The organism is Novosphingobium resinovorum (genome assembly GCF_036352595.1).
GTDB classification, from domain to species: Bacteria; Pseudomonadota; Alphaproteobacteria; order Sphingomonadales; family Sphingomonadaceae; genus Novosphingobium; species Novosphingobium resinovorum_B.
Window position 1 is genome coordinate 237,789 of record NZ_JAZFAX010000003.1, and the last position, 13,158, is coordinate 250,946.

11 protein-coding genes are annotated in these 13,158 nt (G+C 67.1%); all 11 read left to right on the plus strand.

All coding sequences use genetic code 11. The features are described from left to right. Positions 1-75: 75 nt before the first annotated feature. Entirely contained in the window at positions 76-348 is a 273-nt protein-coding gene (locus V2S85_RS05275) for a hypothetical protein (RefSeq protein WP_330701821.1), read from the plus strand. Between the two features lie 11 nt (positions 349-359). Next, on the plus strand, positions 360-791 hold the full coding sequence (locus V2S85_RS05280; protein ID WP_330701822.1) for a periplasmic heavy metal sensor: 432 nt from the start codon (positions 360-362) through the stop codon (positions 789-791). Positions 792-796: 5 nt separating this feature from the next. Then, positions 797-1,393, plus strand: coding sequence for an RNA polymerase sigma factor (locus tag V2S85_RS05285; RefSeq protein ID WP_330701823.1), 597 nt, complete (start codon positions 797-799; stop codon positions 1,391-1,393). Positions 1,394-1,530: 137 nt separating this feature from the next. Continuing rightward, a complete protein-coding gene (locus V2S85_RS05290; RefSeq protein ID WP_330701824.1) occupies positions 1,531-2,214 on the plus strand; it encodes a DUF2490 domain-containing protein in 684 nt (227 codons plus the stop codon). 180 nt (positions 2,215-2,394) lie between these two features. After that, positions 2,395-2,931, plus strand: a complete 537-nt coding sequence (locus V2S85_RS05295; RefSeq protein ID WP_330701825.1) for an RNA polymerase sigma factor — start codon at positions 2,395-2,397, stop codon at positions 2,929-2,931. After that, positions 2,931-3,902, plus strand: coding sequence for a FecR family protein (locus V2S85_RS05300; RefSeq protein WP_330701826.1), 972 nt, complete (start codon positions 2,931-2,933; stop codon positions 3,900-3,902). The genes V2S85_RS05295 and V2S85_RS05300 overlap by 1 nt, the downstream gene beginning before the upstream one ends. Positions 3,903-4,234: 332 nt before the next feature. Then, on the plus strand, positions 4,235-7,429 hold the full coding sequence (locus V2S85_RS05305; protein WP_330701827.1) for a TonB-dependent receptor: 3,195 nt from the start codon (positions 4,235-4,237) through the stop codon (positions 7,427-7,429). 11 nt (positions 7,430-7,440) lie between these two features. Further along, the gene (locus V2S85_RS05310) at positions 7,441-8,724 is read left to right on the plus strand and encodes a metallophosphoesterase family protein (RefSeq protein ID WP_330701828.1); all 1,284 of its coding nucleotides are present in this window, start codon (positions 7,441-7,443) and stop codon (positions 8,722-8,724) included. Positions 8,725-9,250: 526 nt separating this feature from the next. Further along, positions 9,251-9,340, plus strand: coding sequence for a K(+)-transporting ATPase subunit F (kdpF, locus tag V2S85_RS05315; protein ID WP_232493295.1), 90 nt, complete (start codon positions 9,251-9,253; stop codon positions 9,338-9,340). A gap of 12 nt (positions 9,341-9,352) precedes the next feature. Beyond that, positions 9,353-11,056: a potassium-transporting ATPase subunit KdpA gene (kdpA, locus tag V2S85_RS05320; RefSeq protein ID WP_330701829.1), complete on the plus strand. Its 1,704-nt coding sequence runs from the start codon at positions 9,353-9,355 to the stop codon at positions 11,054-11,056. A gap of 10 nt (positions 11,057-11,066) precedes the next feature. After that, positions 11,067-13,115, plus strand: a complete 2,049-nt coding sequence (gene kdpB, locus V2S85_RS05325; RefSeq protein ID WP_330701830.1) for a potassium-transporting ATPase subunit KdpB — start codon at positions 11,067-11,069, stop codon at positions 13,113-13,115. Positions 13,116-13,158: the final 43 nt, after the last annotated feature.

Here is a 13,158-nt window from a genome sequence, read left to right on the forward strand (position 1 = left end):
TCCCTCGGCGAGGGATGCGGCGTCGGGCTGCGTATCAGAAGCAGGCCGCAAGACCGCGCGGAAAGGAGCGAAGGCATGGACGACGATCTGGACCGCATGTTCGCGCGATTGCGCGACGGACCCGTGCCGGCGGCGCTGGACGGGCTGGACGGCGAGGTGATGGCCGGGCTGGCCGCCGGGCGCGAGCGGCTGGCGGGGCGCCGGACCCTGCTGCTCGCCTGCATCGTCGCCGCCGGGGTCGGCCTGTGGGGCGGGCTTGCCGGCCCGTCGCCGGCGCAGGCCCACGATCATGACCGGACGCTGCTGGCACTGCCCGACGCCGCCCCTTCGCACCTGCTCGGCTCGTGAGGATTTCCGGTATGCATCGCTATGCGCTGGTCGCGCTGGTGGCGTTCCTCGTCGCGCTGGGGGCGCTGTGGATCGGCCAGCGGGTACGCGGCGGCCCGCCCGAGGAGACGCGCATCCATGCCATCATGCACCGCGAACTCGATCTCGATGCCGCGCAGGAGGCCAGGGTCGATGCGCTGGAGAACGCCTTCGCGCAGCGGCGCACGCGGCTGGAAGCCGAACTGCGCGCCGCCAACGCCGATCTGGCGGCGGCCATCGCGCGCGAGCATGCCTATGGCCCCGCCGTCGAGAAGGCGGTCGATCACTCGCACATGGCCATGGGAGAACTTCAGAAGGCGACGCTGCAGCACGTCTTCGCGATGCGCGGCGTGTTGCGCGCCGACCAGACCGCCCGCTTCGACAAGGCGGTCGCCGAAGCGCTGACCTCTCCCGCGCAGGACTGACCCGGGTGGCCGCAAGCGGGCTGGCCGGAGGGCCGGGCGGCAGTCCGGACGGGCGGGCGGGCGAGGACGCGCGCGCCGTCGCGGCCGCGCTGGCGGGGGCGCAAGCCGGCTTCGATGCCCTGATGCATGCGCACCGCGAGGCGGTGTTCCGCATGGTGCGTGGGCACCTGGGCAACGAGGCCGACGCGCTGGACGTGACGCAGGACAGCTTCGTCGCCGCGTTCCTGGCGCTGGGTCGCTACGATTCGGCCCGCTCGTTCCGGGCATGGCTGCTGCGCATCGCGCTCAACAAGTGCCGCGACTGGGCGCGGCGGCGGGCGGTGCGGCGGCTGCTGGCCTTCGCCCTGCCGATGGAGGAGGCGGCCGGGGTCGCCGACGAAGCGCCCGGTCCCGAGGCGTTGCTGGCATCGCGGCAGGAGGTGGCGCGCATCAACGCGGCGATCGCCGCGCTGCCCGATGCGCTCAAGGAGCCGCTGCTGCTGTGCGCGGTGGAGGGATTGCCGCAGGACGAGGCCGCGGCGATCCTGGGTATCGGCCGCAAGGCCGTGGAGACGCGCATCTACCGCGCGCGGCGAAAATTGTCCCATCTGGTCGAAGGATAGCCCGGCCCGAGCGTCAGGCGAGGATGTCTCCGGGGAACCGGCTGTGCGTCGTCTGGAGTGCTTGTTGTACCAGTGACATGAAAGTGTCATGCAAAGGTCATATTCGGCCCGGCATAATTCCTTGAGGATGGATGCCGATGCGGTCGCTTTTCACGAGTCTCCCGCTTCTTGTCGTCGCGGTCGCTGCCGCGTCTCCTGCCTGTGCTTCCGACGACCAGCAGCTCTGGGTGGGAGGCACCGCGACGGTGAAGCTGAGCGACAAGTGGCGCTTCTCGCAGGAAGTGATCTCCCGGTTCAGCGACGATCGCGACGGCCTCTACGAAGTCGAGATGAATTCCATGATCGGCTACAAGGTCGCGGACAAGGTGACGGTCTGGGTCGGCTATACCCACGATCCCAACTACGATGCCGGCCACTTCTCGGTGATGGAGCACCGCGGTCGGCAGCAGGTGACGATGGACAACATCGTGAAGATCGGGCCGGGCCAGCTCAGCGCCCGGCTGCGGTTCGAGGAGCGCTGGCGTGAAGGGGTGGACGGCACCGCCTACCGCCTGCGCCCTTACGTCAAGTACGTCCTGCCCTTCCGGCCGGGCGGCAAGACGGCGCTGGTGCTCAGCCACGAAAGCTTCATCGATCTCAACAAGACCAACTTCCAGCGGGTCCAGGGCGAGGAGCGGATGCGCAACCTGATCGCGATCACCACGCCCCTGGCGAAGAACGTGAACCTCGAAGTCGGCTACATGCATCAGCATGGCTTCCGCCCCGGTGCCGACGACAGCAACGATCACGCCGCATCGGTTGCGCTGGGGGTGAATTTCTGAGCGATCGTCTGAGAATGCGCCTTTCGGCGCATCGCGGCACCGGCCGGGGAAGCGGGTCGGTGCCGCCACGAAAATTCACCGGTGGGCATTTTCCAGACGGACGCTGACGGTTCCCGCCGACTTCGAACTGTCATCGATCGGACCTATCGGCACCGCTCTCACCCAACGTGGGAGTTGTTCTTGCTCGCGTCGAATCATGGCCTGCTTCACGATGGCGGGCCGCAACGCCATGACTGGGATGCGATCCGGACGGCGCTGAAGCGCTATCTGCGCGGTCGCGGCGCCCGGCACGACGTGGCCGAGGACGTCGCGCAGGAAACGCTTGCGCGCTTGCTGGAACTTTCACGCAGCCAGCAGATCGGCAGCGTCTTCGCACTGGCGTTCCGCATCGCCGACAACGCCCTTGTCGACATGAGCCGGCGCAACGGTCGTCTCGCCGCCGAGATGGAGGACGACGTGCGCAGCGAGGAGCCCTCGCTGAACCGCATCCTCGATTCCCGGCGGGCGATGGAAGTGTTCGACCGCTGCCTGCGGCGCATGCCCGCGCTGCGGCGCGAGGTGCTGGTCCGGCGCCGGGTGGAGCAGGAAAGCTGCCGTGCCATCGGCGAGGCGCTCGATATGAGCACCAAGGCGGTCGAGAAGCATATCACCCGGGGCATGACCGACTTGCGCCGCGCGCTCGATCAGGCGGGCATCGATCTGGCGGGAGAGGATTGATGGGCCACGAACCGCACTCGATAGACTGGCAGGCCGCGCAATGGCTCGGTCGGATGAGCCGGCCCGTGCTCGACAGCGATGCCGCCGCCGCCTTCGACCGGTGGATACTGGAAAACCCGCGCCACGTCGAAAGCTATGCACGGATGGCGGCGATGTGGCAGTCGGAAGGCCTCGGCTTGGCACTGGCCGAACCGGGCGGCGCGCCGCGCCCCTCGAACGACGATTTCGACGGGGACGGCGATGAGCCCGCCGCGCCCCGGACATGGCGGCCGCGCGTCCTGCAGGCCGGGGCGGCGCTGTGCCTCTTGCTGTTCGCCTGCGTGCTCGGCCCGCGGCTGCTGGTCGAGGAGGCCGAGTTCGCGACCGGGCACGGCCAGATCCGGACAGTGACGCTGGGCGACGGGTCGACGATCCGCATGGACGGCGAAACCCGGATCGCCGCGCGCATCACCCCATGGTCGCGCCATGTCGCGCTGAAGCGCGGCGAGGCGTTCTTCGACGTCGCGCACGAGCGCCTGCGCGGCTTCACCGTCGATGCCGGCGGGGCGAGCGTGTCGGTGCTGGGCACCGCGTTCGACATCGACCGGATGGATGCCCGCACGCGCGTGATCCAGGTCTATCGCGGGCTCGTCAGCGTCGATGCCGGAGCGGGCCGGCAATGGCGCCTGCCGGCGGGCAGCGGCCTTGAACTGTCCGGGGAACGGGTGCGCAGCCTGCGGGGCGTGGAGGGCGATCGTCCCGGCTGGACCCAGGGCTGGTTCGAAGCGAACGACACGCCCGTCGCGCAGCTCGTCCAGCGGCTCAATCGGGCTTCGCCGCGCAAGGTCGTGCTGGCCGACCCGGCGCTCGGCGAACTGCTGGTGACGGGGCGGTTCCAGACCGGGGATGCCCAAGGCGTGCTCGATGCCGTGGCAGCGATCCACGATCTGCACTGGCGCCGTACGGCGGACCGCTACGTGCTGGAGCGCTGAGGGAGCGTTTGAGAAATCGCGGAAGAGCGATTTCCAAGGCGGCACCGGCCCGCTCCCCCACCCGGCCACCCAACGGCAGTATTCTATGGGTGGCCGGGTGGGGGAGCGGGCCGGTGCCGCAATGCGCCGAAAGGCGCATTCTCAAACGGTCTCTGAGGGAGCGGGCCGGCGTAGCGTTTGAAATCGCTCTTCCGCGATTTCTCGAACGATCTCCGAGAGTCATCGAAGTTTCACTTTAAAGACTTGAAAATGTAAGAAAAAATAATTGTCGGGTTTTGCCCCCGTGGCGCGTCTGCCGCCTGAACAGTTTGTTCGACTGGGGGTTTTCTTCGATGTTTCTTCTGAACCGGCCCGCCGCCTCGGCGTTGGCCATTGCTGCCGCGAGCGCGCTTGCCGCGCCTGTCGCCGGGGCTGCCGAGCAGCGCTACACTTTCGCCATTCCGGCACAGGATCTGGCCCACGCGCTGCAGGAATTCTCACGCGTGACCGGCACGCCCGTGGCTGCATCGCCCGAGGCACTGCGCGGACGTCGCAGCCGGGCGGTTTCCGGCACCATGTCCGCCGACAGCGCCCTGGCGCGGCTGATCGGCGGCGCCAGCGTCGAGATGCAGCGTCGCGGCGGCACGGTCATCGTCAAGCCGCTCGCACCCCGTAGCCAGCCTTCCGCACTGGCGAAGCGCGGGCCGGGCATGGCTGCCGCCAAGCCGGCAGAAGCGAAGATGGCGGCCGACGAACCCGCCAACGGGGAAATCGTCGTCACCGGCTACGTCGAGGCCGTCCAGCGCTCGCTGGAGACCAAGCGCAATGCCGATACCGTCTCCGACACGATCACGGCGGACGACATGGGCAAGCTGCCCGCCAACAACGTCTCCGAGGCGCTCGCCCGCCTGCCCGGCGTCAACGCGGTGCGCGATTCCGCGACCGGCGAGGGTGACCGGATCACCGTTCGCGGCATGTCCACCGAACTGAACAACTACTCGATCAACGGGGTGCGCGTGGGCGGTGCGGGCTCGCGCGACAACAATTTCTATCGCGGCGTGCGCCTCTCGGTCCTGCCGCCCGATGGGATCAAGCAGATCACCGTGTTCAAGACGCTGACGCCCGACCGCGACGGTGATGCGCTGGGCGGCTCGGTGGACATCTCCACGCCGACCGCGTTCGACCAGGCGCCGACCTACTTCCGCCTCTCGGCCGAGGGCGGCATGCTCGACAAGTACGATCACAAGAAGTCCGGGCAGGTCTCGGGCGCGTTCTCGCGCCAGTTCAGCGACAACTTCGGCGTCTTCGTCTCGGCCAGCTGGAGCCGCCGCAAGTCGCAGTACGAGCAGAACGGCGTCGACGGCGACAACCAGCCCGACACCTGGTACGACAATAGCGAGACGCTGGGCTGGGATCCCAACCGCTTCGTCATGCGCGGCATGGACCTGGCCTTCGGCGAGACCGACGTGAAGCGCTCGGGCGGCAATACCAGCATCGACTATCGCTCGGACAACCACGACATCCACCTGCGCGGGCAGTACAACAAGTACCAGAAGAAGCAGTTCACCAACCGGCTGAACTTCCGCAACGACACCGCGCAGAATTCGGCGCGGCTGTCGCAAGTGGATACCGGCGATACCAGCCTGGCCCAGCCCGACGACGTGGTGACCGGCTACGACGACGAACTCGGCCGGATCTACGGCTACACGGCCGACCAGATCGTCGATCGCGACGGTGACGGGATCATCACCGATGCCGACCGCTCGACCCGTTCGTTCTACAGCCTCAACGGCGGCTCGGGCACCTGGGATCCGCAGGGCTTCCGCCTGCGCCGCTTCTGGGAGGCGACCAACGAGAGCGGCAACCTGGCCTCCGCGAACTTCGGCGGCGTATCGCGGCTGGGGCAGCTGACGGTCGATTACGACGTCTCGTACTCGCAGGCACAGGACAATCTCGACGACGGCTACACGCTGGAGTTCCGCAGCGACAAGTACGGCTGGCTGGGCAATACCGGCGTGCTGTTCTCCTCCACCGGGGATTCGCGCTTTCCCAAGTGGCTGCTGAACGACGCGGGCCTGGCCGCCGTGCAGGATCCGTCCGAATATGCCTTCAGCAGCCTCGAAGGCGAAGTCGGCGGCAGCCGTGAGAAGCTGTGGCAGGCGCAGATGAACGTGCAGTGGAAGCCCGACAGCGGCTGGCTGGAATCGATCAAGGCGGGCGGCAAGTTCTACGATTCCCGCCGCCGTACCTACTCGGGCTCGTTCCTGAACCTCGAGACCGACGGCACCATGGCGGACTTCTCGGCGTTCTACGGCAAGGACATCAAGAGCCTGTTCGGGGGCGTCTACAGCGGCGACTATCGCCTTGGCCAGACGCTCGACAACGAGGCGATGCTCGCCGAACTGCAGCGCGCCGAGAACGGCGAGAGCACGATGTTCGAGGGCTACGCGGTCGATCCGAACGACGCCGAACTGTCGAACGAGGACAGCTTCCGCTTCAACGAGCGCGTGGTCTCCGGCTATGCGATGGCCACGGCGCGCATCGGCAAGGCCACGATCATCGGCGGCGTGCGCGTGGAAACCACCCGCAACAAGATCGAAGCCTGGCTGATGGACGAAGTGCAGGGCGAGCGGTTCACCACCGACAGGACCAGCTTCACCAACGTCCTGCCCTCGATCCACATCAACTACGACTTCGACCGCAGGACCAAGCTGCGCGGCGCGGTGTGGACCAGCTTCGCGCGCCCCGACATCGCCCGCATGAGTTCCGCGCGCGAATACAGCTACGACACCGACCCCGATGGCGACGGCGAGCAGAACCCGACCGCCGACTGGGTGCTGGTAGGCATCGAGCAGGGCAACCCGAACCTCAAGCCGATGCGTTCGACCAACCTCGACATGTCGCTGGAGCACTATGCGGGCAACACCGGCGCCTACTCGGTGGCGATCTACTACAAGCACATCACCAACTTCCTGTTCCGCTCCTCGTCCTCGAACATCCGCGATGGAACGCTGGGCGAGAACGTCGATCCGGCGGGCGTTGCGATTGCGATGCCCAACAACGGCAAGTGGGCCGAAGTCTACGGCATCGAGTTCAGCGCGCAGCAGCAGCTGCACTGGCTGCCGGGCATCCTGGGTTCGCTGGGCATCGGCGGCAACCTGACGCTGCAGCGCTCCAAGGCGGTCACCGGGCTGTCCTGGCACCCGGAGGGCTATACCCTGCCGCTGATGGAAACGCCCGAGACGATCGCCAACCTGCAGATCTTCTGGGAGCGCAAGGGCTGGGAAATCTACGGTGCGTGGAACTACCAGAGCAAGTTCATGGGCGGCATCCAGGACTTCGGCAACGACCCGTACGAGCAGGCCTACAGCTTCGTCGACCTGACCTTCCGCAAGACGTTCATGAAGAAGTCCTCGATCCAGTTCCAGGTCCAGAACCTCTTCGATTCCCATACGTATTGGGAGACGGTTTCCTCCGGCACCGGCGCCAGCCGCGCCTATATCAAGAACGGGCGCAGCATGTCGCTCGGCTTCAATCTCATATTCTGAAGGGAAGAAGGATGACTGCGACCCGAATCCTTGTGGGCGCGCTGCTGCTTGGCGGCGTGCTTCCCTTCAGCGCGGCGGGGGCGGCTGACGCCCCCGCCGCATCCACCGAAGTCATGCTGGCCCCGGCCAGCGTGACCCCGGAGCGCATCGTGCTGAACCTTACGGCCGACCCGGCGAGCGAGATGGCGGTGACCTGGCGCTCGGCCCCCGGCTCGGCCGGGCAGGTGCAGTATGCGGCGGCGACCGACAGCCCGGACTACGTGCAATCGCCCCGGACGCTTGCCGCCGTCACCGACGACGCCACTCTGCCGGTGCGCGAGGATCCGGCCTTTCGCGCCGCCTATCACTCGGCGGTGCTCAAGGGGCTGCAGCCGGACACCGTCTATGCCTACCGCGTCGGCGACGGGGCGCACTGGTCCGAATGGTTCCAGTTCCGCACCGCCGCGAAGGGCATGAAGCCCTTCCGCTTCATCTACATGGGCGACATGCAGAACCAGATCCTTTCCGAAGCCTCGCGCACCTTGCGCATGGCGTTCCGGCAGGCGGGCGACGCGGCGTTCACGATCCACGCGGGCGACCTTGTCAACCGGCACGACAGCGACGCCGAATGGGGCGAATGGTTCGCGGCCGGCGGCTTCCTCTATGCGCAGACCCCGCAGATGCCGACGCCGGGCAACCACGAATACGTGAAGGACGAAGCCGCGCGGGCCGGTTCCTCGATCAACGGGCAGTGGCGCCGCCAGTTCACCTTGCCCGACGATGGCCCGGCCGATCTTCCCGCCAGCCGCGAGACCAGCTGGTACACCGACTACCAGTGCCTGCGCCTGATCTCGATCGATTCCATGCAGGTCGATCGCGACGAGAAGGCGAGGGCGGCGATCGTGAAGTGGCTCGGCGCCCTGCTCGCCCGCAACCCGAACCGCTGGACGGTTCTGTTCCTGCACTTCCCGCTGTTCTCCAGCGATCCCGGCCGCGACAACCCCAAGGTGCGCGCGGCGCTCAAGCCGCTGATCGACAAGTACAAGGTCGATCTGGTGCTGCAGGGGCACGACCACGGCTATGCACGCGGCGCGATCGGCCCGGACGGCCCGAGTGCCGACGATGCCGGGGCGACTTACGCGGTCTCGGTGGCGGGTCCGAAGATGTACGAAGTCGCCAGCCTGCCGTGGGCGCGCAAGTCGGCCTCGCGCACGCAGGCCTACCAGGTGATCGACGTCTCGGGCGATCACCTGACTTATCGGGCCTATACCGCGACCGGCAAGCCGCTGGACGAGGTGACTTTGCGCAAACCCTGAGGGAGCCTTGCATGAAGGCGCCGCCCGAAGGCCCGGGTGCGGCAGGTGGCCGCGAACGGTAGCGCGGCGCCTTCATCGAGGGCATGCGAAGAGAAGATCGGGGCATGAATCCGTATCCGCGCGGATCGGCGGTGAACCGTCATGTCTGCGCCGGTCCGTGCGGTCATGGTAGACGTCGAGCTTGGTGATCTGCGTGCCGTTGATCGCGCCCTCCACCGGGAGAGGATGGAGTCCGCAAGATTTCCGTGGGACCGGCAGTTCCATGCCGGCCGGGCGGGGTGACTGCCGCAATTCGCATCGATCATATGAAAATACTATGCGTTCGCCCGATCCCTCATCTCGAATTTCAACGGCGTATCATCCTAATGGATCGACTGCATTCGACTCACTGCCGCAGCTTCGCGGTGTGAGGTTGCAGGAGCACAATCCATGCAGGACATCCTCTGGGTGGGCCTCTTCCTCGTCCTGATGATCGCCAGCCTCGGCTATGCCGCGCTGTGCGACCGGGCGTGAGGGGGCGGCGACCATGACCATCGACCTCTGGCTGGCGGCGATCACCGCGCTGGGCCTTCTCGTCTATCTCGTCGCCGTGCTCGCACGGCCCGAACGCTTCTAGGGGAGCGGCACCATGACCTTGCAAGGGTGGCTGCTGATCGCGGCCTTCACCGGCGTGCTGCTGGCGCTCGCCAAGCCGATGGGGCTGTGGCTCTTCGCGCTCTACGAAGGGCGTCGCACGCCGCTTCACCGGGCGCTCGGCCCGGTCGAGCGCGGGTTCTACAAGCTGTCGGGCATCGATCCGGACGAGGACCAGTCGTGGCGGCGCTATGCGGTGCATATGCTGGTGTTCAACGGCACGCTGCTGCTGCTCACCTACGTCCTGCTGCGGGCGCAGGCGCTGCTGCCGCTGAATCCGCTGGGCTACGGCGCGATCAGTGAGCATCTGGCGTTCAACACCGCGGTCAGCTTCACCGCCAATACTAACTGGCAGAGCTACGGCGGCGAATCGACGATGTCGAACCTGTCGCAGATGCTGGCGTTGACGATCCACAACTTCCTTTCGGCGGCGACCGGCATCGCGCTGGCCTTCGCCCTGTTCCGTGGTTTTGCGCGGCGCAGCGCCACTGGTATCGGCAACTTCTGGGCCGACATGACGCGCGTGACGCTGTACCTGCTGCTGCCGGTCTCGATCGTCTACGCGCTGTTCCTGATCGCCAGCGGCGTTCCCCAGACCCTTGCGGGTTCCGTGGACGTGAGCACCATCGAGGGCGTGAAGCAGACCCTCGCGCTGGGCCCGGTCGCCTCCCAGGAGGCGATCAAGATGCTGGGCACCAACGGCGGCGGCTTCTTCAACGCCAACTCCGCGCACCCCTTCGAGAACCCGACGGCGCTGACCAACCTCGTGCAGATGCTGTCGATCTTCGCGATCGGCGTCGGCCTGACCTACACGTTCGGCAAGGCCGTGGGCAACACGCGGCAGGGCTGGGCGATCCTTGCGGCCATGATGATCCTGTTCCTTGCAGGGACCACGATCACGTACTGGCAGGAAGCTGCCGGCAACCCCGTGCTGCATGCGCTGCAGGTTCCGGGCGGCAACATGGAGGGCAAGGAAGTTCGCTTCGGCATCGCCGCGTCTTCGCTGTTCTCGGTCGTCACCACGGCCGCCTCGTGCGGCGCGGTCAACGCGATGCATGACAGCTTCACAGCGCTGGGCGGCATGATCCCGCTGTTCAACATGCAGCTCGGGGAAGTCGTCATCGGCGGCGTCGGCGCAGGCATCTACGGGTTCCTGCTGTTCGCCATCCTTGCCGTGTTCGTGGCGGGGCTGATGGTGGGTCGCACGCCCGAATACGTCGGGAAGAAGATCGAGAGCCGCGAAGTGAAGCTGGCGGTGCTGGCGATCGCGGTGCTGCCGCTCATCATCCTGGGCATGTCCGCCATCGCCTCGGTGGTGCAGCTCGGTCTCGCGGGGCCGCTCAACAAGGGGCCGCACGGCTTCTCGGAAATCCTCTACGCCTTCACCAGTGCTGTCGCCAACAATGGCTCCGCTTTCGCAGGGCTTTCGGCCAACACGCCGTTCTACAACGGCATGCTGGGCGTCGCCATGTGGCTGGGGCGGTTCTTCATCATCATCCCGATGCTGGCCGTTGCAGGCAGCCTTGCCGCCAAGACGTACACCCCGGCGACTGCGGGCAGCTTTCCCACCACCGGGCCGCTGTGGACGGGCCTGCTGGTCGGCATCGTGCTGATCGTTGGCGGCCTGACGTTCCTGCCCAGCCTCGCGCTCGGTCCCATCGCCGATCATCTCGCGATGATCCGCGGCCAGCTTTTCTAAGGATCACCCCATGGCCCGGTCCTCAAAGACTTCCGAAACCAAATCCCTGTTCACCGCAGACCTGATCGTTCCGGCGATCGGGGATGCCTTCCGCAAGCTCGATCCGCGCGAGCTGATCCGCAACCCGGTGATGTTCACTACCGCCGTCGTCGCGGTGCTCCTCACCATCCTGCTGATCGTCGGCAATGACGGCCTTGCTGCGGGCTTCAAGATCCAGCTCGTGCTGTGGTTGTGGCTGACGGTACTGTTCGGCACCTTCGCAGAGGCGCTCGCCGAAGGGCGCGGCAAGGCGCAGGCGGCCAGCTTGCGCGCCACCAAGGCGGAACTCACCGCCAAGCGCCTCAAAGGTGACGGAACCCGCTACGACAGCGTGCCCGCCAGCCAGCTCAAGAAGGACGATATCGTCCTCGTCCAGACCGGCGACCTGATCCCTTCGGACGGCGAAGTCGTCGTCGGCGTCGCTTCGGTCAACGAGGCCGCAATCACCGGCGAGAGCGCCCCCGTGATCCGCGAGGCGGGCGGCGACCGCTCCGCGGTGACGGCGGGCACCCGCGTCATCTCCGACGAGATCCGCGTGCGCGTCACCGTCAATCCGGGGCAGGGTTTCCTCGACCGCATGATCGCGCTGGTCGAAGGCGCCGAACGCCAGAAGACCCCCAACGAGATCGCGCTGACCCTGCTGCTGGTGGGCCTGACGATCATCTTCCTGATCGCCGTCGCCACCATTCCGGGCTTTGCCAGCTATGCGGGCGGCTCGGTTCCGGTCTCGATCCTGGCAGCGCTGCTCATCACCCTGATCCCGACGACGATTGCGGCGCTGCTATCGGCCATTGGCATCGCCGGGATGGACCGGCTGGTGCGCTTCAACGTGCTGGCGAAGTCGGGCCGCGCGGTGGAGGCGGCGGGCGACATCGACGTGCTGCTGCTCGACAAGACCGGCACGATCACCGTGGGCGACCGTCAGGCCACCGAATTCCGCCCGGTATCGGGCGTGGACGTCGGCGAACTGGCCGAAGCCGCGCTGATCGCCAGCCTTGCCGACGAGACGCCCGAAGGCCGCTCGATCGTGGTGCTGGCGCGCGAGACGTTCGGCCGGACCGCCATCGCGCTGCCCGAGGGGGCCGAGATCGTCCCCTTCACCGCGCAGACCCGCATTTCCGGCGTCAATACCGGCGGCCGGGTGATCCAGAAGGGCGCGGTGCAGGCGATCCTGAAGGCCAACCCCGGCGCCGGGGCTACTACCGCCGCCACCGAACTGCGCCGCGTGACCGACGAAATCGGCCGCGCGGGCGGCACGCCGCTGGCGGTCGCGGTGGACGGTCGGCTGCTGGGCGCGATCTTCCTCAAGGACATCGTCAAGGCGGGCATCCGCGAACGCTTCGGCGAACTGCGCGCCATGGGCATCCGCACGGTGATGATCACCGGCGACAACCCGCTCACCGCAGCCTCGATCGCGGCGGAATCGGGCGTGGACGACTTCCTCGCCGAAGCCACGCCCGAGGACAAGCTGGCGCTGATCCGCAAGGAACAGGAAGACGGCCGCCTTGTCGCGATGTGCGGCGACGGCACCAATGACGCTCCCGCGCTGGCGCAGGCGGACGTCGGCGTCGCCATGAACACCGGCACCCAGGCCGCGCGCGAGGCGGGCAACATGGTCGATCTCGACAGCGACCCGACCAAGCTGATCGAGATCGTCGGCCTCGGCAAGCAGCTGCTGATGACGCGCGGCGCTCTCACCACGTTCTCGGTGGCGAACGACGTGGCGAAGTATTTCGCGATCATTCCGGCGATGTTCGTGGCGCTCTATCCCGGGCTGGGCGTGCTTAACGTGATGGGGCTGTCGAGCCCGCAGAGCGCGATCCTCTCGGCGATCGTGTTCAACGCGCTGATTATCCCGCTGCTGGTGCCGCTGGCGCTGAAGGGCGTCACGTACAGGCCGATGGGGGCCGGGCCGCTGCTGGCACGCAACCTTGCGGTCTACGGCCTCGGCGGCCTGATCGCGCCGTTCGTCGGCATCAAGCTCATCGATCTCGCGGTCGGCGGGCTGGGACTGGCGTGAGCCGAGTTCCGGGGCTTCGACAGGCGCGCCTGAGCGGCGTCGG